Origin of the sequence: Achromobacter sp. 2789STDY5608615 (genome assembly GCF_001298995.1) — a bacterium.
Classification (GTDB): domain Bacteria; phylum Pseudomonadota; class Gammaproteobacteria; order Burkholderiales; family Burkholderiaceae_B; genus Achromobacter; species Achromobacter insuavis.
In genome coordinates this window covers 15399-38110 of record NZ_CYTY01000037.1, presented here as the reverse complement: position 1 = coordinate 38110, position 22712 = coordinate 15399, and the positions used below count along the sequence as shown (strand labels likewise).

13 protein-coding genes and 1 pseudogene are annotated in these 22712 nt (G+C 67.5%); 5 read left to right on the top strand and 9 right to left on the bottom strand.

The features are described from left to right. Positions 1–135 precede the first annotated feature (135 nt). The 8 genes from AOZ49_RS25000 to AOZ49_RS24965 all read right to left on the bottom strand — a co-directional run bounded on the left by AOZ49_RS25000 (position 136) and on the right by AOZ49_RS24965 (position 12062). Positions 136–2646 carry a TonB-dependent siderophore receptor gene (locus AOZ49_RS25000; protein ID WP_054478398.1) on the bottom strand — a complete coding sequence of 837 codons (2511 nt, stop codon included), beginning with the start codon at positions 2644–2646 and terminating at the stop codon, positions 136–138. 89 nt (positions 2647–2735) lie between these two features. After that, positions 2736–3692: a FecR domain-containing protein gene (locus AOZ49_RS24995; RefSeq protein ID WP_054478396.1), complete on the bottom strand. Its 957-nt coding sequence runs from the start codon at positions 3690–3692 to the stop codon at positions 2736–2738. Then, on the bottom strand, positions 3685–4218 hold the full coding sequence (locus tag AOZ49_RS24990) for a sigma-70 family RNA polymerase sigma factor (RefSeq protein ID WP_054478394.1): 534 nt from the start codon (positions 4216–4218) through the stop codon (positions 3685–3687). Before AOZ49_RS24990 ends, AOZ49_RS24995 begins: the two co-directional genes overlap by 8 nt. Positions 4219–4338: 120 nt before the next feature. Beyond that, positions 4339–5430, bottom strand: a complete 1092-nt coding sequence (gene zapE / locus AOZ49_RS24985; protein ID WP_006393570.1) for a cell division protein ZapE — start codon at positions 5428–5430, stop codon at positions 4339–4341. Between the two features lie 81 nt (positions 5431–5511). After that, positions 5512–6939, bottom strand: coding sequence for a dihydrolipoyl dehydrogenase (gene lpdA / locus AOZ49_RS24980; protein ID WP_054429522.1), 1428 nt, complete (start codon positions 6937–6939; stop codon positions 5512–5514). A gap of 120 nt (positions 6940–7059) precedes the next feature. Next, on the bottom strand, positions 7060–8292 hold the full coding sequence (gene odhB, locus AOZ49_RS24975; protein ID WP_054478392.1) for a 2-oxoglutarate dehydrogenase complex dihydrolipoyllysine-residue succinyltransferase: 1233 nt from the start codon (positions 8290–8292) through the stop codon (positions 7060–7062). Between the two features lie 102 nt (positions 8293–8394). Further along, complete coding sequence (locus tag AOZ49_RS24970; protein WP_054429524.1) at positions 8395–11262, bottom strand: 2-oxoglutarate dehydrogenase E1 component; 2868 nt, start codon at positions 11260–11262, stop codon at positions 8395–8397. Between the two features lie 329 nt (positions 11263–11591). After that, positions 11592–12062, bottom strand: a complete 471-nt coding sequence (locus tag AOZ49_RS24965; RefSeq protein WP_006393566.1) for an Lrp/AsnC family transcriptional regulator — start codon at positions 12060–12062, stop codon at positions 11592–11594. Between the two features lie 193 nt (positions 12063–12255). Between AOZ49_RS24965 and AOZ49_RS24960 the strand changes: the two are divergent. From AOZ49_RS24960 to AOZ49_RS24945, 4 genes and pseudogenes are all read left to right on the top strand, one after another. Then, positions 12256–13273 (top strand): annotated as a pseudogene (locus AOZ49_RS24960) (1-aminocyclopropane-1-carboxylate deaminase). A 227-nt stretch (positions 13274–13500) separates the two neighbouring features. Continuing rightward, positions 13501–14445 (top strand): allantoinase PuuE, encoded by a 945-nt coding sequence (gene puuE / locus AOZ49_RS24955; RefSeq protein ID WP_054429526.1) that lies wholly within the window; start codon positions 13501–13503, stop codon positions 14443–14445. Positions 14446–14456: 11 nt separating this feature from the next. Further along, the gene (locus tag AOZ49_RS24950) at positions 14457–16154 is read left to right on the top strand and encodes a hydantoinase/carbamoylase family amidase (RefSeq protein WP_054478390.1); all 1698 of its coding nucleotides are present in this window, start codon (positions 14457–14459) and stop codon (positions 16152–16154) included. A 3-nt stretch (positions 16155–16157) separates the two neighbouring features. Then, on the top strand, positions 16158–17390 hold the full coding sequence (locus tag AOZ49_RS24945) for a M20 family metallopeptidase (protein WP_054478388.1): 1233 nt from the start codon (positions 16158–16160) through the stop codon (positions 17388–17390). Between the two features lie 52 nt (positions 17391–17442). Here AOZ49_RS24945 and AOZ49_RS24940 read toward each other — a convergent pair whose 3' ends face one another. Beyond that, complete coding sequence (locus tag AOZ49_RS24940; protein WP_054429529.1) at positions 17443–19494, bottom strand: OPT family oligopeptide transporter; 2052 nt, start codon at positions 19492–19494, stop codon at positions 17443–17445. Positions 19495–19788: 294 nt separating this feature from the next. Here AOZ49_RS24940 and mdeB point away from each other — a divergent pair, with 294 nt between their 5' ends. Next, positions 19789–22476 (top strand): alpha-ketoglutarate dehydrogenase, encoded by a 2688-nt coding sequence (gene mdeB, locus AOZ49_RS24935; RefSeq protein ID WP_054478386.1) that lies wholly within the window; start codon positions 19789–19791, stop codon positions 22474–22476. Positions 22477–22712: the final 236 nt, after the last annotated feature.

The following is a 22712-nucleotide window of genomic DNA, read 5'->3' as shown; positions in this document are numbered from 1 at the left end:
TATGAATGCCGGTCCGGAACCGCCCCCGCGGCGGCCGCCTTATCGGCAAGGGTCTGAATTATAACCATTCTCACTACGATGTGAGGATCTGCGCGCGCGCCCGTCCACGGCCGGGCCGTGGACGGGCCATCTGGCCTACCAGCGATAACGCAGGCTGGCCTTGATCGAGCGCTGGTAGCCGTACCAGCACCAGGAATCGCCCGAGCACGAGGCGATGTATTCCTTGTCGAACAGATTCTGCACGTTCAGCGCCACCTGCATGCCCTTGAGCGATGGCGACACGCGGCCCAGGTCGTAGTCCAGCATCAGGTCGAACAGCGTGACCGACGGCACCTTCATGGTGTTGGCCTCGTCGCCATACGACGATCCGATGTAGCGCACGCCGCCGCCCACGCCCAGGCCGGCCAGCGGACCGCCCTGCAACTGGTAGCGGGCCCAGGCCGAGGCCTGCTGCGACGGCACGCCCACCGGCGCCTTGCCCTTGAGATTCAGACCGGTCGTACCGGGATTGGCCTTGGAATAGGCGTTGTCCAGCAACGAATAGCCCGCCATCAGCGTCAGGCCGCGCAGCGGCTCGGTCTTGGCTTCCAGCTCGACGCCCTGCGTGCGCAGTTCTCCCGACTGGATCTGGCAGCGCGCGTTCGACGTGCCGCACAGGTGCGCCGGGTCCGGATCGGTGGTCAGCATGTTCTCGCGGCGGATGTCGAACGCGGCCACCGGCAGCAACGTCGCGCTGCCCGGCGGCTGGCACTTGATGCCGACCTCGTACTGGTTGCCCTCGATCGGCTTGAACGGCGCGTTGTTCCAGCCGGTGCCCGATTGCGGCTCGAACGATTCGGAATAGCTGAAGTACGGCGCCACGCCGTTGTCGAAGTTATAGATCACGCCGAAACGGCCGGTGAAGGCCTCGGCCCGCAGCGACGAGGGCGTGGTGCGGCCGGTGGCGATGGCGGTGCTTTCACCGACGTTGCGCGACCAGTCGTAGCGTCCGCCCAGCAGCACAGAGAGGCGATCGATCTTGATCTGGTCCTGGAAGTACAGGCCGGTCTGGTACTGCGTGGTGGTGGCGTCGGTCGAGAACGGCGGCACCGGGATGTTCTGGTGGTTGTCCGGGTTCATCACGTTCAGCGCGGGCGCGCTGCCGAAGCCCGACAGCGTGTCGGTCTTGACGTGCTGGTAGTCGAAGCCCAGCAGCACCGTGTGGCCGAAGGCGCCGGTGTTGAAACGCGCCTGCAGGTTGTTGTCGATGGTCAGCGCGCCGACCTCGACGTCGGTCGCGATCGCGGCGCGCTGCTGATACAGGTAGCGGCTGTCGGTGTAGCCGTAGAAGCGGCTGGACGCGCCGTAGATGCTGCGGTACTTGGCGTCGGAATGGGTCCAGCGCAGGCTCTGCGTCGCCTTCAGGCTGTCGCTGAAGCGGTGGTCCAGCACATAGCCGAGCGAATAGCTCTTGCGGTCGCTTTTCTCGAAGTTGGCGTCGCCGTCGTAGTAGCTCGGAGACAGGCGGATGCCGTCCGGCGCCGACAGCAGCGAGCGCATCGGCGGCACCGCGCCGTAGGAACCCATGTCGGGATCGCGCTGGAAATTCGTCAGCACGGTCAGCGAGGTGTCGCCGCTGGGCTTCCAGGTGAAGGCCGGCGAGACGAAATAGCGGCGCTCCTTGGTGTGGTCGATCTGGCCGTCGGACATGTAGCCCGATCCCACCAGGCGGTACAGGTACTTGCCGTCCGTATCGAGCGGGCCGCCGAAATCGAAATTGGCGCGCCGGTAGTCGTAGTTGCCGACCTGCAGCTCGACTTCATGCAGCGCTTCTTCCAGCGGCCGCTTGCTAACCTGGTTGACCACCCCGCCGGGGCCGCCCTGCCCATACATCACCGAGGCCGGCCCTTTCAGCACGTCCACGCGCTCCAGGCGGTAGGCATCCACCTGCGGCAGGGCATCGCGCCCGCCAAACACGCGCAAGCCGTCCAGGTAGGTCGACGCGGAGAAACCGCGCACGCTGAACTGGTCCAGCCGCGTGGCGGTGGCGCCGCGCGTTTCGGTCGCCACGCCGGGCGTATAGCGCAGCACCTGGTTCAGCGTCTGCGCGCCCTGCTCCGCGATCTGCTCGCGCGTGACCACGGACACCGATTGCGGCGTCTCGATCAGCGGGGTGTCGGTCTTGGTGGCGCTGACGCTGGCGCCGGCCACATAGCCCACGGTCGGCGCCAGCGCGCTGAGGGAATTGCCCGACACCGTGACTGGCGCCAGCGTATGCGTATCACCCGCCTGCGCGGCCGGGGCCGCCACCAGCGTCCAGGTGTTGCCGGACTGGGCGCGCGCCAGCAGGCCGCTGCCCGCCAGGATGCGGGCAAAGCCCGCGCCCACCGAATAGGCGCCGTCCAGGCCGTCGGAGCGCAGGCCGCGCACCTGGGCCGGGTCGAACGACAGCACCACGCCCGCACTGCGCGCGAACTGGGTCAACGCATCGCCGAGCGGACCGGCGGCGATCTGGTAGGTGCGCGGGGCCTGGGCCGCGGCGGGCGAGGCTTGCGCCCAGGCGGCAGGCGCGGCGGCCAGCCAGGCGCCGGCGCAGGTCGCGGCAAGCACGGCCAGGCGGCCGGCGGTCAAGGTCGCGCGCGGGCGCGGGCAGGATGAAGCGGACACGAAAAACTCCCTGTACGTAGGTCTCTATCTCTGCCTTTCCGTACCGGGAACAAAAACCTGCAATGCGTCGAGCGAGAAAATTGTAACGATCAGACCGCGCGCGGACCGACCTGCAGCCAATACTGCGTATGCCGCGTCACCACGATGGGCAGGGCCGGCTCCAGCGCCCTGAGCGCGCGTTCGGCGTCGTCCAGCGGAAAGACGCCCGACAGCCGCAGCCCGGCCACCGCCGGGTCCACCCGGATCACGCCGATCCGCTGGCGCGCCAGGTATTGGGCGAAGTAATCCAGGCGCCAGTCCTTGGCCACCACCAGGCCGTCGACCCAGGCCAGGCGGTCCGGATCCGCGGCATGCCGCTCGACGGCGCCCTGCGCGCCATAGGTCAGGCGCTCGCCCGCCTCGGCCTGGGCCTGCCGCCCGTCGCGCAGCAGCGCGACGCTGCCCTGGTAGACCCCCAGCCGCGCGCCGTCATCCATGCGCCGCACGTCAAAGCGCGCGTTCTCGGCCAACAGCGCGCCGTAGCCCGTATCCACCCGCAGCGCGGTCGCGCCCGCCCGCGCTTGCGCGTTGACCAGAATCTCACCGCGCAGCAGATCGATGCCGCGCGCGCCGCCGTCGAGCCGCAAGCGCAGCGCGCTGTCGCTGTTCAAGGTGATCAGCAGGCCATCGGCCACCGCGACCGTGCGCCGTTCGCCGACGCCGGTGCTCAGGTCCGCCGCCAGGCGTTGCCACGGCGTGTGCCGGTATCCGGCCCATCCCGCCACGCCGACGCCCGCAAGCGTCAGCATGGCGCGCAAAGCCCGGCGGCGGCCGGCCGGCCCCGGCGCGTCCAGCGCCGCATGCGCCAATGCCGCGGGAACGCGGCGCGCATCGTGGCCGATCATTTCCAGCCGATCCCAGGCCTGCCGGTGCAGGGGATCCCGCGCCAGCCAGGCATCACAGGCGTCGCGGTCGTGCGCATCGGCCTGACCGGATTGCAGACGGGCCCACCAGGCGATGGCCTCGCGCACCACGGACTCCGACGGCCTGCCGAGGACGCTAGTCATAAAGCGCCGCATAGCAGGCGGACATGGCGCGCACCATGTACTGCTGCACGGAACTGAGCGACACGCCGAGCCGCTGCGCGATTTCGGGATAGGTCAGGCCGTCCAGCTGCGACAACAGGAACGCCGAGCGCGCCTTGGGCGGCAGGCTGTCGAGCAGCCGGTCGAGCTGCATCAGGGCCTGCATCTGCTCGGCCTGCGTTTCGGGCGACGGCGCATGGGCCTCGGGCATCGCGGCCAGATAGGCCAGATAAGCGTGTTCCAACGCCGCGTGGCGCTGATGATCGACCACCAGGCCCTTGGCGATGGTGGTCAGCAGGGCGCGGGCATCGCCGGCGCGCACCGTCTTGCGGCCCTGGATGACGCGCACGAACACATCCTGCGCCAGGTCCTCGGCGCGGTGCGCGCAGCCGAGCTTGCGGCGCAGCCAGCCGAACAGCCATGGCCGATGGTCGCGGTACAGGCCATCGACGGGCGTGACGGACGCATCGGCGCACGAGGCCGAAGACGGAATGAAGGGGGAAGACACTTGAAGACTGCGGTACGGGACCTGAAGTCTTCGGATCTTAATTGATAATGACTTGCATTACTAATGCTAACCACGCAAACCGCCCCGCGCGCGTCCACGGGGCGGGCGCTTGCGGCATAACTACAACGTTACGGTCAGGCGGCGCTCGGATTCCAGGTATTCGCGCGACTGCATTTCGAGAATGCGCGAGACCGTGCGGTGGAATTCATTGGCCAGCACGCCCTCGGTATAGATTTCCTCGGGTTCGCACTCGGCCGACATGATCAGCTTGACGCGGTGATCGTAGAACACGTCGATCAGCCAGGTGAAGCGGCGCGCCTCGGAGGCCTGCCGCGGTCCCATGCGCGGCACGCCGGACAGGATCACGGCGTGGAAGCGGTTGGCCAGCTCCAGGTAATCATTCTGCGAACGCGGGCCGCCGCACAGCGTGGCGAAGTCGAACCACACCACCGAACCGGCCAGCGCCAGCGCGCGGATCTCGCGGTGCTCGATGTGCAGCACCGGCTCCTGCGGCGGCGTGTCGGCCAGGCTGTCGAACGCCTGCTGCAGCGCCTGCTGCGCATGCTCATCGAGCGGCGAGTGATAGCACTGCACCTGCTCGAGCGAACGGCGGCGGTAATCGACGCCGGCATCCACGTTCATCACGTCCATGCGCGCCTGGATCAGCTCGATCGCCGGCAGCACGCGGTCGCGGTGCAGGCCGTCGGGATACAGCGTCGATGGCTCGTAGTTGGAGGTCATCACGAACGAGGTGCCGTACTCGAACAGCTTGAACAGCAGACGGTGCAGGATCATCGCGTCCGCCACGTCCGACACATGGAACTCGTCGAAACAGATCAGGCGATAACGCTTGGCGACGCGCTTGGCGACCTCGTCCAGCGGGTCCTGCATGCCCTTCACTTCTTCCAGCTCGCGGTGCACGCCGCGCATGAATTCGTGGAAGTGCAGGCGCGTCTTGCGCACCACCGGCACGGTGGCGTAGAACGCGTCCATCAGGAAGCTCTTGCCGCGCCCCACCCCGCCCCACAGATACACGCCGCGCGGCACGTCGGGACGGTTCAATAGCTTCTTGAGCGCGTTCGAGCGCAGCGCCTTGAACTTGACCCATTCGTCGTAATAGCGCTGCAGCCGGTCGATCGCCTTTTTCTGGGCGGCGTCGGGCTGGTAGCCGCGTTCGGCCAGGGCTTGTTCGTAGTATTCGCGGACGTTCATGGGGAAGGCAGGTCAGGCAAATGAAAAAAAGGGCGGGTCCGAGAACCCGCCCCTTTGGCTAAGCCGCAGCGCGGTGCCGGATCAGAAGTTCAAGGCGCGCTTGTCGACGGCCAGGGCGGCTTCCTTCACGGCTTCCGACAGCGTCGGGTGCGCATGGCAGATGCGGGCGATGTCTTCGGCGGCGCCGCGGAATTCCATGATGGTCACGGCTTCCGAGATCAGTTCCGAGGCCATCGGGCCCACGATGTGCACGCCCAGGACTTCGTCGGTCTTGGCATCGGCGATCACCTTGGCGAAGCCGGTGGTGTCACCCAGCGCGCGGGCGCGGCCGTTGGCCAGGAACGGGAAGCTGCCGGCCTTGTACTCGCGGCCTTCGGCCTTGAGCTGCTGCTCGGTCTTGCCGACCCAGGCGATTTCCGGCGAGGTGTAGATGACCCACGGCACGGTGTCGAAGTTGACGTGGCCGTGCTGGCCGGCGATGCGCTCGGCAACCGCCACGCCCTCTTCCTCGGCCTTGTGCGCCAGCATCGGGCCGCGCACCACGTCGCCCACCGCCCAGACGTTGGGCAGATTGGTCTTGCAATCGCCGTCCACGGCAACGAAGCCGCGCTCGTCGAGCTTCAGGCCCACGGCGTCGGCGTTCAGGCCGCCGGTGTAGGGCACGCGGCCGATCGAGACGATCAGCTTGTCGACCACCAGCTTCTGCTCGGCGCCCTTGGCGTCGACGTAGGGCACGGTCACCGACTTGGCGGTCGCCTTGATCTCGCCGATCTTGACGCCCATCTGGATGTTCAGGCCTTGCTTGGTGAAGGCCTTCAGGGCTTCCTTGGCCACTTGCTGGTCGGCGGCGGCCAGGAATTCCGGCATCGCTTCCAGGATGGTGACTTCCGAACCCAGGCGGCGCCACACGCTGCCCATTTCCAGACCGATGACGCCGGCGCCGATCACGCCCAGCGACTTCGGCACGGCGCCGATGTTCAGCGCGCCGTCGTTGGACAGCACGACCTTTTCATCGAACGGCAGGCCGGGCAGCTCGCGCGCCGACGAACCGGTGGCGACCACCACGTGCTTGGCAACCAGGTCTTCCTCGGCGGTGCCGGTGACCTTGATGGCCCAGCCGCCCTCGACCTGGCCGACGAACGCGCCCTTGCCATGGAAGAAGGTGACCTTGTTCTTCTTGAACAGGTACAGGATGCCGTCGTTGTTCTGCTTGACCACCGAGTTCTTGCGGCCGATCAGCGTGTCGAGCTTCAGGCTGACGCCCTTGACTTCGATGCCGTGCTCGGCGAAGTGGTGGTTGGCCTGCTCGTAGTGCTCGGACGATTGCAGCAGCGCCTTGGACGGGATGCAACCAACGTTGGTGCAGGTGCCGCCGGGGGCCGGGCCGCCCTGGCCGTTCTGCCAGGCGTCGATGCAAGCCACCGACATGCCGAGCTGCGCGGCGCGGATGGCGGCGATGTAGCCGCCGGGGCCCGCGCCGATGACGACGACGTCGAATTGTTTGGACATAGTGTTCTCGCGAATGAGGAGGGAGTGAAACTCGCCCCGGCCCGCGCGAGCCGGCCCGAGGGGCCGGCCGGGCGCCGCCGGCCCGAAGGCCGCGGCGGCGCCGGGCTCAGGGCGCCGAGATTACAGGTCCAGCAACAGGCGCTGCGGATCTTCCAGGGCGTCCTTCATGGCGACCAGGCCCAGGACGGCTTCGCGGCCGTCGATGATGCGGTGGTCGTAGGACAGGGCCAGGTAGTTCATCGGGCGGATGACGATCTGGCCGTTTTCCACCACGGCGCGATCCTTGGTGGCGTGCACGCCCAGGATGGCCGATTGCGGCGGGTTGATGATCGGGGTCGACAGCATCGAGCCGAACACGCCACCATTGGAGATCGAGAACGTGCCGCCGGTCATCTCTTCGATGCCCAGCTTGCCGTCGGCGGCGCGGCGGCCGAAGTCGGCGATGGTCTTTTCGATCTCGGCGATCGACAGCTGGTCGGCGTTGCGCAGGATCGGCACCACCAGGCCACGCGGGCTGCCGACAGCGATACCGATGTCGAAGTAGCCGTGGTAGATGATGTCCTTGCCGTCGATCGAGGCGTTGATCAGCGGGAACTTCTTCAGCGCGGCAACGGCGGCCTTGACGAAGAACGACATGAAGCCCAGCTTGATGCCGTGTTCCTTCTCGAACTTGTCCTTGTACTTGTTGCGCAGATCGATGACCGCTTGCATGTTCACTTCGTTGAACGTGGTCAGGATCGCGTTTTCCTGTTGCGATTGCAGCAGGCGCTCGGCGATGCGGGCGCGCAGGCGGCTCATCGGCACGCGCTGTTCCGGACGGCCGTCCAGCGACAGCGTGGTCGGGGCCGGAGCGGCGGCGGCCTTGGCCGGGGCGGCCTTGGCGGCGGGGGCGCTGGCGTTCAGGGCGTCGCCCTTGGTGACGCGGCCGTCACGGCCGGAGCCGGCGACGTTGGCGGCGTCCACGCCCTTTTCGGCGAGGATCTTGGCGGCGGCGGGCGAAGCCACGCCGGCGGCGGCGGTCGAGGCGGGAGCGGCCGGGGCGGCGGCGGCTTGCGCGGCGGCCTTGGGCGCTTCGGCGGCGGGGGCGGTGGCCGGGGTGGCGGCGGCCTTGCCGGCGGTGTCGATACGGGCCAGGACTTCGCCCGAGGTGACGGTGCTGCCATCGCCCTTGACGATTTCAGCCAGCACGCCCGAGGCGGGAGCCGGCACTTCCAGCACGACCTTGTCGGTTTCGACTTCGATCAGGATTTCGTCCGCTTCGACGGCAGCGCCGGGCTGCTTCTTCCAGGTCAGCAGGGTCGCTTCGGAAACGGATTCGGAGAGTTGGGGGACGACGACGTCGGTGATAGCCATTTTGTTTATTCCGTAGAGTGTGTGTTCTGGACCGCGCGGCGCGGGCAAAGTTCGAAAGCGGGTTGCTGGAACTTGCCGCACGCCGCGCGTGCATCGGGTTGGTTACTTGGTCAGCATGACCTTGAACTTGGGCGCGAAAGCCGTTTCGATCAGGGCCTTCTGCTGTTCCTGGTGCTTGGCCAGGTAGCCCACGGCCGGCGATGCCGACGCGGCGCGGCCGGCGTAACCCAGCTTCTGGCCTTCGACCATGTTCTCGTACACGTGATGCTGAACGTAGAACCACGCACCCTGGTTCTGCGGCTCGTCCTGGACCCAGATCACTTCGGTGGCCTTCGGGTACTTGCGCAGTTCGGTCTCGAACGACTTGTGCGCGAACGGGTACAGCTGCTCGACGCGGACGATGGCGACGTTGTCGGCGCCACGTTCACGGCGGGCATTGACCAGATCGTAGTAGACCTTGCCCGAGCAAGCCAGCACGCGCTTGACCTTGGCGGCGTCGATGGCCTCGTCGACCTCGCCGATGACCGGGCGGAAGCTGCCGCCGGCCAGTTCGGTCAGGGGCGAACCGGCGTCCTTGTTGCGCAGCAGCGACTTGGGCGTGAACAGCACCAGCGGCTTGCGGAACGGGCGGATCATCTGGCGACGCAGCACATGGAAGATCTGCGAGGCCGAGGTCGGCTGGATCACTTGCATGTTGTTGTCGGCGCACAGCTGCAGGAAGCGCTCGATGCGGCCCGACGAGTGCTCGGGACCCTGGCCTTCGTAGCCGTGCGGCAGCATCAGCGTCAGGCCCGACTGGCGGCCCCACTTGGCTTCGCCGGAGCTGATGAACTGGTCGATCACGACCTGGGCGCCGTTGACGAAGTCGCCGAACTGGCCTTCCCAGATGGTCAGCGTGTTGGGTTCGGCGCTCGAGTAGCCGTATTCGAAGCCCAGCACGGCCTCTTCGGACAGCACCGAGTCGATCACGGTGAACGGAGCCTGGCCTTCCGAGACGTTCTGCAGCGGAATGTAGGTGCCGTCGTTCCAGCGCTCGCGGTTCTGGTCGTGCAGCACGGCGTGGCGGTGCGTGAACGTGCCGCGGCCCGAGTCCTGGCCGGTGATGCGGATGGCGTAGCCCGACGAAACCAGCGTGGCGAAGGCGAGGTGTTCGCCCATGCCCCAATCCAGGTTCATCTCGCCCTTGGCCATGGTGCGGCGGTCGTTCAGCAGCTTGGCGACCAGCGGGTGCACCGTGAAGCCTTCCGGCACCGTGGTGATGCGCTCGCCGATGCGCTTGAGCTCGGCCAGCGGCACGGCGGTGTCGGCCTGGTCGGTCCACTTGGCGCCCAGGAACGGCGACCAGTCGATGGCGTACTTGCTCTTGTAGTCGGTCAGCACCGGTTCAATGGTGCGCTGGCCGTCTTCCATCAGCTGACGGTAGTCCTTGACCAGCTGGTCGGCTTCGCCTTCGGCCAGCACGCCTTGCGTGGTCAGCTTGTCGGCGTACAGCTTGCGCGTGCCGGGGTGGTGGCCGATGCGCTTGTACATCAGCGGCTGCGTCAGCGACGGGGTGTCCTGCTCGTTGTGGCCCAGCTTGCGGAAGCAGACGATGTCGACCACGACGTCGTGGCGGAACTGCAGGCGGTAATCCAGGGCCAGCTTGGTGATGAACACGACGGCTTCGGGATCGTCGCCGTTGACGTGGAACACCGGGGCTTCGATCATCTTGGCCACGTCGGTGCAATACAGCGTCGAGCGCGAGTCGCGCGGATCCGACGTGGTGAAGCCGATCTGGTTGTTGATGACGATGTGCATCGTGCCGCCCGTGCCGTAGCCGCGGGTCTGGGCCAGGTTCAGCGTTTCCATCACCACGCCCTGGCCGGCGAAGGCCGCGTCGCCGTGCACCAGCACCGGCAGCACTTGCTTGCCTTCGGCGTCGCCGCGGCGTTCCTGGCGGGCGCGCGCGCTGCCTTCGACCACGGGGTTGACGATTTCCAGGTGGGACGGGTTGAACGCCAGCGACAGGTGCACCGGACCGCCACGGGTCGACAGGTCGCTCGAGAAGCCGTTGTGGTACTTCACGTCGCCATCGGTCAGGCCTTCGGCGTGCTTGCCTTCGAACTCGGCGAACAGGTCGCCGGGCATCTTGCCCATGATGTTCACGAGCAGGTTCAGGCGGCCGCGGTGGGCCATGCCGACCACGATTTCCTGGACGCCGTTTTCACCGGCGTGGTTCACCACTTCGTCCATCGAGGCGATGAAGCTTTCGCCGCCTTCCAGCGAGAAGCGCTTCTGGCCGACGTACTTGGTGTGCAGGAAACGCTCGAGGCCTTCGGACTCGGTCAGCTGCTGCAGGATGTGACGCTTTTCCTCGACCGAGTAGGTCGGCGCGCCCAGCGTGGTTTCCAGGCGTTCCTGGATCCAGCGCTTGGCGGCGGGGTCGGAGATGTGCGTGAATTCAGCACCGATGCTGCGGCAGTACGTGTCGCGCAGCGCCTTCAGGATGTCGCGCAGCGTCATGGTGCTGGCGGTCGTAAAGTAGGTGTTGGTGGCCGAGTAGGTCTGGTCCAGGTCGGCTTCGGTCAGGCCGTAGAAGGCCGGATCGAGTTCGGGGATCGGGGGACGTTCCTGGCGCTTGAGCGGATCCAGGTCGGCCCAGCGCGAACCCAGCGAGCGGTAGGCGGCGATCAGCGATTGCACCGAGACTTGCTTGGAGGCGACGCTCAGATCGGGTTCGGCGGCGCGTTGCACGAAGGCATTGGCCTTGGCGCGCTGGGCGAACGATTCGACGATGGGAGCGTGGGCCTGGTCGCGGGTGGATTCCTGGCCGTCGGTCGCGGGAGCGTGCTGCAGCTGGTCGAAGTATTCGCGCCAGTTGTCAGGTACCGAACCGGGGTTGTCGAGGTAGGCTTCGTAAAGCTCCTCAACGTAGGGGGCATTTCCCCCAAACAAGTAAGACGTGGATAGGGATTCTATTTCCGAAGACATAATCGCTTCACCTTTACGAGTGCTTCACTCGATTACGATGCAGGAAAACCTTCCGCGACACGGGCTTCCCGTTTAGCGGATAGCAGGGGCAGAAGGCGCGTACAAGCCTTGAAAGCCGTATGGATGAAAGTATAACCCTTTGAGTTTATGGGCGTCTTCTTGCGATTGCGTGACGCAAAAGCGCAAGCGGAATGGCTCCATGCGGTATTGGAATGTCCGCCCAACCCCTGCAATTACGCTGTCTACTCGCCACCAATTTCCGCTAACGAAAAATGCCGCAATGCGGCATTTTTTTTGGCCCGCGCACGGGGTGTTGCGCAATAGCCTCGTCAGAGCGGCAGCTCGGTGGTCGACAGGATCTCTTTCAGGACGAAAAAAGTGCGGATCTGGCGCACCCCGGGCAGCTTGATGATCTCGCCCGCGTGCAGCTTGTTGAAGCGCTCCAGGTCGCGGATGCGCAGCATCAGGAAGTAGTCGAACTCGCCCGCCACGAGGTGGCATTCGAGGCAGCCGCTGATGCCGCGCGCCGCCGCTTCGAAGTCGGTGAAGGACTCGGGCGTGGAGCGGTCCAGCACCACCCCGACGATGACCAGCGTGGCCATCTCGACCTCAGCCGGTTCGAGCAGCGCCACGGTCTTCCGGATGATGCCCTCGGCCTTGAGCTTTTCCACGCGCCGCAGGCAGGCCGCGGGACTGAGGTGCACGCGCGCGCTCAGGTCCAGGTTGGTGATCTGGGCGTCCTGCTGCAGCAGGCGAAGGATCTGGCGGTCGATGCGATCCAGCCCGGCGATGGCGGCCATTCAATATGTCCCTATAAAATTTAATTTGGTTTTTATTTTTTATTCATAAATATTAGATCTAAAAATCCAATTTCCTAAAAATTTAAAAGGAAGAAATAAAAAAAATACGCAATTGACCAACAATCCGACGGGTTCCTATGATTTTTCCATCCGCGGCGCCGTCCGCCCGGACCCTTCCCCACCAGGAGCCCGCATGGATCCGCAACGCTTTCCCCGCCATCGCCTGACCTTCGGCGACACCCCCATCGAGAAGCTCGAGCGCCTGTCCGCCCATCTGGGCGGCAAGGTCGAGATCTATGCCAAGCGCGAGGACTGCAACAGCGGCCTGGCATTCGGCGGCAACAAGCTGCGCAAGCTGGAATACCTGATTCCGCAGGCGCTGGAACAGGGCTGCGACACGCTCGTCACCATCGGCGGCATCCAGTCCAACCACACCCGCATGGTGGCGGCGGTGGCCGCCAAGCTCGGCCTGGCCTGCGTGCTGGTGCAGGAAAACTGGGTGGACTACTCGGACGCGGTCTACGACCGGGTCGGCAACATCATGATGAGCCGGCTGATGGGCGCCGACGTGCGCCTGGTGGACCAGGGCTTCGACATCGGTTTCCGCCGCAGCTGGGAAGAGGCGCTGGAAGACGTGCGCAAGCGCGGCGGCAAGCCCTATGCGATCCCGGCCGGCGCCTCCGACCATGAGCTGGGCGGGCTGGGCTATGTCGGCTTCGCCGAGGAAGTGCGGCGGCAGGAGGCCGAGCTGGGCTTCAGGTTCGACTACATCGTGGTCTGCGCCGTCACCGGCAGCACCCAGGCCGGCATGGTGGTGGGCTTTGCCGCCGACGGCCGCGCCGACCGCGTGATCGGCATCGACGCCTCGGCCACGCCCGACCAGACCCGCGCGCAGATCCTGCGCATCGCGCGCCGCACCGCCGACATGGTGGGCCTGCAACGCCCCATCACGGACAGCGACGTGGTGCTGGACACGCGTTATGCGTACCCGGCCTACGGCCTGCCGTCGGCCGAGACCAACGAGGCCATCCGCCTGTGCGCGCGGCTCGAAGGGATGATGACCGACCCGGTCTACGAGGGTAAATCGATGCAGGGCATGATGGACATCGTGCGGCGCGGAGAGATTCCTGCCGGTTCCCGGGTGCTGTACGCGCATCTTGGGGGGGGTGCCGGCGATCAACGCCTACAGCTTTCTCTACCGCAACGGCTGACGGCGGCTACGGCGCCAGCGCCTGGCCCTGCGGCGACCTGCGCTGACCCGACCGATTACCGATGCCCACGAACAACCCGCCGGCAGCGCATGCCGGCGGGTTGTTCGTTTCAGGACGACCGATTTTCCCTGGCGTATTAGGGTCATCACTAATGATGTACATAAATTGTATACAGACAATGCGGTTTACCTTATCGTGTCGAACACGATGTCCACGCCCGCCCCGCCATGAGCACCTACGACGCCACCCAGCCCTACCCGCGTGACCTGATCGGCTACGGCCGCAACCCGCCGCATGCGCAATGGCCCGGCGGCGCCCGCATCGCGGTGCAGTTCGTGCTCAATTACGAGGAAGGCGGCGAAAACTGCGTGCTGCATGGCGACGCGGGGTCCGAGCAGTTCCTGTCCGAGATGTTCAATCCGGCCAGCTACCCGGAACGCCACCTGAGCATGGAAGGCATCTACGAGTACGGCTCGCGCGTGGGCGTCTGGCGCATCCTGCGTGAATTCGAAAAGCGCGGCCTGCCGCTCACGGTGTTCGCCGTCGGCATGGCGCTGCAGCGCCACCCCGAGCTGGCCTCGGCGCTGGTCGAACTCGACCACGAGATCGCCTGCCACGGCTGGCGCTGGGTGCACTACCAGAACGTGGACGAAGCCACCGAACGCGAGCACATGCGCCTGGGCATGGACGCCCTGGCGCAGCTGACCGGCGCCCGCCCGCTGGGCTGGTACACCGGCCGCGACAGCCCGCGCACGCGCCGCCTGGTGGCCGACTACGGCGGCTTCGAGTACGACAGCGACTACTACGGCGACGACCTGCCCTTCTGGATGCAGGTGCAAAAGAGCGACGGCAGCGTGGCGCCGCAACTGATCGTGCCCTACACCCTGGATTGCAACGACATGCGCTTCGCGCTGCCGCAGGGCTACTCGCACGCCGACCCGTTCTTCCAGTACCTCAAGGACAGTTTCGACGCGCTCTACGCCGAAGGCGACGAGGCCCCCAAGATGCTCAGCATCGGCATGCATTGCCGCCTGCTGGGCCGGCCGGGCCGCATCGTCGCCCTGCAACGCTTCCTGGACCACATCGCGCGCCACGACCGCGTCTGGGTCTGCCGCCGCCTGGACATCGCCCGGCACTGGCAGGCGCGCCATCCCTATCAACCCGCTCCCTGAACGGCGCAACCATGGCCCATACCCTCGCCCGATTCAACGACGCCGCGCCGCAAGACGCGGCCGCCATGCTGGCCGACCTGTATCCGCACGCGCCCTGGGCCGTGGACCAGGCGGTGCGCGCGCGGCCGGTGCACAGCGTGGCCCAGTTGCAGCTGGCGCTGCAACGCGCGGTGGACGACGCCGATGCCGCCGCGCAATTGGCGCTGCTGCGCGCCCAGCCCGCGCCCGCCCTCGCCGCCAACGCCGCAGCCGCGCTGGCCGCCGACCATGCCGCGCGTTTCGGCTTCCCGTTCGTGCTGTCCCGCTACGACCCGCGCGGCGCCCCCGTGCAAGACGCGCAGTGGGTCCAGGCCCTCGAACGCCGCCAGCACAACGCGCCGGACGATGAGCGCCGCGAGGCCCTGCGCCAATTGCACCGCGACGCCGAAGTGCAGTTGCACGAACGCTTCGGCGCCGAACCGCAACAGGGCAACGACATCTGGGACTGGCAGGAAAAACTCAGCGCGCACAGCGACCCCGGCTATGCCGAGAACGGCCAGCTCACCGTCACCTACCTGACCGATGCGCACCGCGCCTGCGCGCAGCGCATCTCGCACTGGATGCGCGATTGCGGCTTCGACGAAGTCGGCATCGACGCGGTCGGCAACGTGGTCGGCCGCTACCATGCGGTCCGCGCCGATGCGCCCATCCTGATGAGCGGCAGCCATTACGACACGGTGCGCAATGCCGGCAAATACGACGGCCGCCTCGGCATCTTCGTGCCGATGGCCTGCGTGCGCGCGCTGCACCGTCAGGGCCGGCGCCTGCCCTACGCGATCGAAGTGATCGCCTTTTCCGAAGAAGAGGGCCAGCGCTATCCGGCCACCTTCCTCGGTTCCGGCGCGCTGATCGGCGACTTCCAGCCGCGCTGGCTGGAACAGAAGGACGCCGACGGCATCAGCATGCGCGAGGCCATGGCGCACGCGGGGCTGTGTATCGACGACATTCCCAAGCTCAAGCGCGACCCGGCCCGTTATCTGGGCTTTGTCGAAGTGCATATCGAACAGGGCCCCGTGCTCAATGAAATGGGCCTGCCGCTGGGCGTGGTCACCTCCATCAACGGCTGCGTGCGCTACCGCGTGCGGATCCACGGCACGGCCTGCCACGCCGGCACCACGCCGATGGACCGGCGCCGCGACGCCGCCGTGGCCGCGGCCGAGCTGATCGTGTTCGTCGAAGGCCGCGCCGCGCGCGACGGCGACTCGGTCGGCACCGTCGGCATGCTGGAAGTGCCCAATGGCTCGATCAACGTGGTGCCCGGCGAATGCCGCTTCAGCCTCGACCTGCGCGCGCCCAGCGATCCGCAGCGCGATGCGCTGGCCACGGACGTGCTGGCCGAACTGGAAGCGATCTGCCAGCGCCGCGGCCTGCGCTACACGCTCGAGGAGACCATGCGCGCCGCCGCCGCGCCCAGCGCGCCGGCCTGGCAGCAACGCTGGGAGCGCGCGGTCCAGGCGCAGGGCGTGCCGGTCCACTGCATGCCCAGCGGCGCCGGCCACGACGCCATGAAGCTGCACGAGATCATGCCGCAAGCCATGCTGTTCGTGCGCGGCCAGAACGCCGGCATCAGCCACAACCCGCTCGAATCCACCACCAACCACGACATGCAGCTGGCCGCGCAGGCAATGCAGCGGCTGCTTGACGATCTCGCCAACGAAGCAACGAGCTGAACCATGACCGATTACGCCCGACTCGACGCCTGGGTGGACGCCCACTTCGATGAAGAAGTGCGCTTCCTGCAGGAACTGGTGCGCGTGCCGACCGACACGCCGCCGGGCAACAACGCCCCCCACGCCGTCCGCACCGCCGAACTGCTGCAGGGCTTCGGCCTGCAGGCCGAGTCCCATCCCGTGCCCGCCGACGAGGTGCGCGCCTATGGCATGGAATCCATCACCAACCTGATCGTGCGCCGCGAATACGGCGCCGGCGGCCGCCGCGTCGCGCTCAACGCCCATGGCGACGTGGTGCCGCCGGGCGACGGCTGGGAGCACGATCCGTACGGCGCCGAGATCGTGGACGGCAGCCTGTACGGCCGCGCCGCCGCGGTCAGCAAGAGCGATTTCGCCAGCTTCACCTTCGCGCTGCGCGCGCTGGAAGCGGTGGCCCGTCCGAGCCACGGCGCGGTCGAGCTGCATTTCACCTACGACGAGGAATTCGGCGGCCTGCTCGGGCCCGGCTGGCTACTGCGCCAGGGGTTGACGAAACCCGACCTGCTGATCGCGGCCGGCTTCAGCTATGAAGTCGTGACGGCGCACAACGGCTGCCTGCAGATGGAAGTCACGGTGCACGGCAAGATGGCGCACGCCGCCATTCCCGCCACCGGCGTGGACGCGCTGCAGGGCGCGGTCGGCATCATGAACGCGCTGTATGCGCAGAATGCGCGCTATCGCGGGATCACCTCGCAGGTCGAAGGCATCAGCCACCCCTACCTGAACATCGGCCGCATCGAAGGCGGCACCAACACCAACGTGGTGCCCGGCAAGGTCGTGTTCAAGCTGGACCGCCGCATGATCCCCGAAGAGAACGCGGCCGAGGTCGAGGCCGACATCCGCCGCATCATCGAAGACGCCGCGGCCGCCGCGCCCGGCATCCGCGTCGAGATCAGGCGCCTGCTGCTGGCCAACGCCATGCGGCCGCTGCCCGGCAACCAGCCACTGGTGGACGCCCTGCGCAAGCACGGCCAGGAGCTGTTCGGCGAGCCCATCCCCGCCATGGGCACGCCGCTCTATACCGACGTGCGCCTGTATGCTGAGGCCGGCGTTCCCGGTGTGATCTACGGCGCCGGTCCGCGCACCGTGCTGGAATCGCACGCCAAGCGCAGCGACGAGCGCGTAGTGCTGGAAGACCTGCGGCGCGCCACCAAGGTCATCGCCCGCACATTGGCCGACCTGCTGCGATCCGCATGAAAAAAGGGCATGGCGCCCGCGCGCCATGCCCCTTGATCGATGCGTCGCGGCGCTACGCCAGCCGCATCACCCGGCGCCAGAACAGCACCGCCACCAGCGCGAATACCGCCAGCCCCAGGAACGAGGCGGTGCGCGCGAACTCCTCGCCCGCGATCGCCAGCGGCGCATCGGTGCCGGCGGCGCCGATGATGGCCGCCATCACCACGCCCACCAGGCTCTCGCCCACGATCAGGCCGGAGGCGATCAGCACGCCGCGCCGGTTGGCGGCCTCGGCGAACGACTCGTAGTCCTTGCCGGCGGCCGCGGCGCGACGGCGCAGCGCCCGCTCCAGCAGCCAGGCCAGCAGCGCGCCGGCCACGATCGGCGCCGCCACGGTCGGCGGCAGGTAGATGCCGATACCCACCGCCAGCACCGGGATGCGCGCCACCTTGCAGGTGCGCTTGAGGATCTCGTCCAGCACGATCAGGCCGACGCCCACCGCCATGCCGATCAGGATCATGGTCCAGTTCAGCTGGTGCGTGAAAATGCCGCGCGCGATCGCCAGCATCAGCGTGGCCTGCGGCGCCGACAGCGCCTGCGCCGGATCCATGCCTTCGCGCGGCATGGCGTCGGCAAAGCCGTAGGCGTTGTACAGCAGCTCCAGCACCGGCGAGATCACCGCGGCGCCGACCACGCAGCCGATCAGCAGCGCCACCTGCTGGCGCCAGGGCGTCGCGCCCACCAGCCAGCCGGTCTTCAGGTCCTGCAGGTTGTCGTTCGAGATCGACGCCACGGCCACCACCGCCGACGTGCTGAAGATGGCCAGCGCGATCGTCATCTGCACGCCGTTCTGCACCGCCAGCAATTCGCCGCCCAGGGCCAGCATCAGCAACGACACCAGCACGATGGCGACGATGCCCACGCCCGAGATCGGGCTGGTCGACGACCCCACCAGGCCGGCCATGTAGCCGCAGGCGGCCGCCACCAGGAAGCCGAACACGAAGGCGAACAGCACCGCGTAGGCCACCAGCTTCCAGATGGCCGCGGCCGACAGCGGCGCGCCCGCCAGGAACACCTGGAAGGTGATCACCAGCACCGCCACCAGCACCAGCGTGACCACCGAGATCCAGCCGGCAGACAGGTCGCGCTCGGTGCGCGGGGCCTTGCCGGCGCGCGCCGCGCCAGCCTTTGTCAGCGCCGAGAACGAGGCCTTGACGCCGCGCGCCATCGGCACGAACAGCGTCGCCAGCGTCCAGATGGCGCCCACGCCGATCACGCCGGCGCCGATGAAACGCACCTGCGACGACCACAGCCCGGTGGCGAACTTGGCCAGCGTCATGCCGGCGGGCATCTCGGCCATCGAGGTCAGGATCGGCACCGCGATGCCCCACGAGATCACCAGCCCGGTCAGCATGGCCAGGCCGGCCACGATGCCGATCAGGTAGCCGGCGCCGAGCAGCGCCAGCGAAAAACCCATCGGCAGCCGGAACACCGCGCCGCCCAGCGCGAACCAGCCGCTGACGCCTTCGCCCAGCACCCGCAGGCCGCTGGCGGCGAAGCTGACCGCCGCCGCGACCACGCCGCCGCTGACGATGTCGCCCATGCCGGTGGCGGCCGGCTTGGCCGGCGCCCGGCCCGCCTCTTCGGCCGCTTCCTGGGCGCGCTCGGCGCTGCCAACCCGCAGGATCTCGGCCGCGGCCACGCCTTCCGGATACGGCAGGTCGCTCTGCACCACCATCACGTGGCGCAGCGGAATCGTGAACATCACGCCCAGCATGCCGCCGGCCGCGCAGATGCCCAGGGTCTGCCAGAACGGAAAGCCCTGCCAGTGGCCCATCATGACCAGGGCCGGCAGGATGAAGATGATGGAGGACAGCGTGCCGGCCGCCGAGGCCTGCGTCTGCACCATGTTGTTCTCGAGGATGTTGGCGTCCTTGAATAGCCGCAACACCGACATGGAAATGACCGCCGCCGGGATCGCCGACGAAAAGGTCAGGCCGACCTTGAGCCCCAGGAACACATTGGAGGCGGTGAAGATGATGGTGATGACCGCGCCCAGCAGCACGCCGCGGAACGTCAGTTCCGGTAGCGTGACCTCTGCCGGGACGGTGGTGGGTTGAGTCATTGAAGTCTCCCTTTACTGGCCGGGGTCGACCCGCCGCGGGAGCGGGACGGCCACGGCCTTCAGGGCGTTTACGCCCTGTTGGTTGCCGGTTTGTTTTTTCTGAAGCGCGAATTCTAGCGCCTCGGCGTCCAGCAGGTGGTCACCACCGGTAAGCGGCCCTTGGCGGCAGATCCTGCCGCCCACCCTGAAATCGGCAAACGATTATGCTGAAAACCTGGATTTCCTCCTGGCATTTTGATTACCCATGCCCCAGGGACAGGACTAGCATGGCGCTTACAAGGAGACAAAACCATCATGTGCGACGCCAGCCATTCCCCCGCCGGGACAGACCCCCGGCATGACGCCGATCCCGCCGAAACCGCCGAATGGCGCGACGGCCTGCAGTCCCTGGTCGAGGCCTCGGGCGCCGACCGGGCGGGCTATGTGCTGGACAACCTGCTGGGGCATGCCGCCACGCTGGGGCTGCGCGCCAACAGCCAGACGCGCACCGCCTACCTGAACACCATTCCCGCCGACCAGGAGCCGCCCTTCCCCGGCAACCTGGCGGTCGAGGAACGCATTGCCCGCATCAACCGCTGGAACGCGCTGGCCATGGTGGTGCGCGCCAACCAGGCCCATGGCGAGCTGGGCGGACACATCGCCAGCTACGCCTCGGCCGCCGACCTGTTCGAGGTCGGCTTCAACCATTTCTTCCGCGCCGCCGGCGCCGACGGCCCGGGCGACCTGGTCTACATGCAGCCGCACTCGGCGCCCGGCGTCTACGCCCGCGCCTACCTGGAGGGTTTCCTCAGCGACGACGACCTGGCCCACTTCCGCCAGGAAATCACCGCCACCGCGCGCGGCCTGCGCGGCCTGTCGTCGTACCCGCATCCGTGGCTGATGCCGGATTTCTGGCAGTTCCCGACCGGCTCGATGGGCATCGGCCCGATCAACGCGATCTACCAGGCGCGCTTCATGCGCTACCTGGAACACCGCTCGCTGGTGCCGGGCGCCGACCGCAAGGTCTGGGGCATCTTCGGCGACGGCGAGATGGACGAGCCCGAATCGATCGCCGCGCTGACCCTGGCCGCGCGCGAGAAACTCGACAACCTGGTGTTCGTGGTCAACTGCAACCTGCAGCGCCTGGACGGCCCGGTGCGCGGCAACGGCCGCATCATCGACGAGCTGGAAACGCTGTACGCCGGCGCCGGCTGGAACGTCATCAAGCTGGTCTGGGGCAGCGACTGGGACGCCCTGCTGCGCCGTGACACCAACGGCGCCCTGGCGCGCGCCTTCGCCAACACGGTGGACGGCCAGTTCCAGACCTTCGCCGCCAACGACGGCGCCTTCAACCGCGCGCACTTCTTCAACCAGAATCCCGAGCTGGCGGCGCTGGTGGCCGACTGGACTGACGAGGCCATCGACCGCCTGCACCGCGGTGGCCACGACATGGTCAAGATCCATGCCGCGTACCACCGCGCCGCGCATCATCGCGGCCAGCCCACCGTGATCCTGGCGCAGACCAAGAAGGGCTTCGGCATGGGCACGGCCGGCCAGGGCAAGATGACCACCCACCAGCAGAAGAAGCTGGACGACGAGGCGCTGCTGGCGTTCCGCGACCGCTTCGCGCTGCCGATTTCCGACGCCGACTGTCTGGCGCTCAAGTTCTACCGCCCCGCCGAAGACAGCGCCGAGCTGCGCCACCTGCAGGCGCGCCGCGCCGCGCTCGGCGGCCACATTCCGCGCCGCCAGACGCAGGCGCCGCGCCTGGCGCCGCCGGCGGTCGAGCAATGGGCGCGCTTCGCGCTCAGCGCCGACGGCAAGGAAATGTCGTCCACCATGGCCATCGTGCGCATGCTGACAGCGCTGCTGAAGGACCCGCAGGTCGGCCCGCGCATCGTGCCGATCGTGGCCGACGAAGCGCGCACCTTCGGCATGGCCAACCTGTTCCGCCAGATCGGCATCTACTCGGCGCAGGGCCAGCTGTACGAACCCGAGGACATCGGCTCGGTGCTGTACTACCGCGAGGCGCGCGACGGCCAGATCCTGGAAGAAGGCATCACCGAAGCCGGCGCGATCTCGTCGTGGACGGCGGCCGGCACCAGCTACTCGGTCAATGGCCTGCCGATGCTGCCCTTCTATATCTATTACTCGATGTTCGGCTTCCAGCGCATCGGCGACCTGATCTGGGCCGCGGCCGACCAGCGCACGCGCGGCTTTCTCATCGGCGCCACGTCCGGCCGCACCACGCTGGGCGGCGAAGGCCTGCAGCACCAGGACGGCTCCAGCCACATCATGGCCGCGGCCGTGCCCAACTGCCGCGCCTACGATCCGGCCTACGCCTACGAAGTCGCGGTGATCGTCGAGTACGGCATGCGCCGCATGCTGGACGAGCAGCGCGACGAGTTCTTCTACCTGACCGTCACCAACGAGAACCTGGCGCAGCCCGACCTGCCGCAGGACGGCGCGGCGGCCGAAGGCATCCTGCGCGGCATGTACCGCCTGCGCCCGGCGCGCCAGCAGGCCGCGGTGCGCCTGCTGGGCGCCGGCCCCATGCTGCGCGAAGCGGAAATGGCCGCCGAGCGGCTGCACGCGGAATACGACGTGGATGCCGAGGTCTGGAGCGTGACCAGCTTCTCCGAACTGGCGCGCGACGGCCGCGAGGCCGAACGCGCCCGCGCGCTCGGCCTGGCCACCGCGCCGGACGCGGACTGGGTGCGCGCCTGCCTCGGCGGCAGCGACGCGCCGGTGGTGGCCGCGACCGACTACGTGCGCGCCGTGCCCGAACAGATCCGCGCCTGGGTGCCCGCGCCCTACCGCACGCTGGGCACCGACGGCTTCGGCCGCAGCGACACCCGCGCCCGCCTGCGCGACTTCTTCGAAGTCAGCGCCGACTGGATCGTGCTGCACGCGCTGGACAGCCTGGGCCTGCAGGCGCAGGCCGACACGCTGCGCCAGAAACTCGGGGCCACGACCCGCGCCACGCCGCCCTGGGCGCAATAACGCGCTGAAAGCAAAGGAAAAAGCCCCGAACGCCGGGGCTTTTTCCTTTTGCGTGCCGGAGGCGCGAAAGTGCGCCGGCTTGATCAAAATCGGACGATCGCTGCAGTGCAGCAACCAATTCGCGCCGCTTTCTGTTGAAATACGGGTGTTCCCTAAGCATTTCCCAAAGAATACGGCGGGCCGCGAGCCCGCTTTTTGCTTTCCGTTTTTTACCTACAGTTAGCGCCGAAAAGGCT

Bases quoted from the DNA above. Each gene is read 5' to 3' on its own strand.
- puuE (WP_054429526.1), top strand. From the start codon at position 13,501: ATGAGCACCTACGACGCCACCCAGCCCTACCCGCGTGACCTGATCGGC.
- odhB (WP_054478392.1), bottom strand. From the start codon at position 8,292: ATGGCTATCACCGACGTCGTCGTCCCCCAACTCTCCGAATCCGTTTCC.
- AOZ49_RS24965 (WP_006393566.1), bottom strand. From the start codon at position 12,062: ATGGCCGCCATCGCCGGGCTGGATCGCATCGACCGCCAGATCCTTCGC.
- AOZ49_RS24940 (WP_054429529.1), bottom strand. From the start codon at position 19,494: ATGACTCAACCCACCACCGTCCCGGCAGAGGTCACGCTACCGGAACTG.
- AOZ49_RS24970 (WP_054429524.1), bottom strand. From the start codon at position 11,262: ATGTCTTCGGAAATAGAATCCCTATCCACGTCTTACTTGTTTGGGGGA.
- AOZ49_RS24950 (WP_054478390.1), top strand. From the start codon at position 14,457: ATGGCCCATACCCTCGCCCGATTCAACGACGCCGCGCCGCAAGACGCG.
- zapE (WP_006393570.1), bottom strand. From the start codon at position 5,430: ATGAACGTCCGCGAATACTACGAACAAGCCCTGGCCGAACGCGGCTAC.
- AOZ49_RS24945 (WP_054478388.1), top strand. From the start codon at position 16,158: ATGACCGATTACGCCCGACTCGACGCCTGGGTGGACGCCCACTTCGAT.
- lpdA (WP_054429522.1), bottom strand. From the start codon at position 6,939: ATGTCCAAACAATTCGACGTCGTCGTCATCGGCGCGGGCCCCGGCGGC.
- AOZ49_RS24995 (WP_054478396.1), bottom strand. From the start codon at position 3,692: ATGACTAGCGTCCTCGGCAGGCCGTCGGAGTCCGTGGTGCGCGAGGCC.
- mdeB (WP_054478386.1), top strand. From the start codon at position 19,789: ATGTGCGACGCCAGCCATTCCCCCGCCGGGACAGACCCCCGGCATGAC.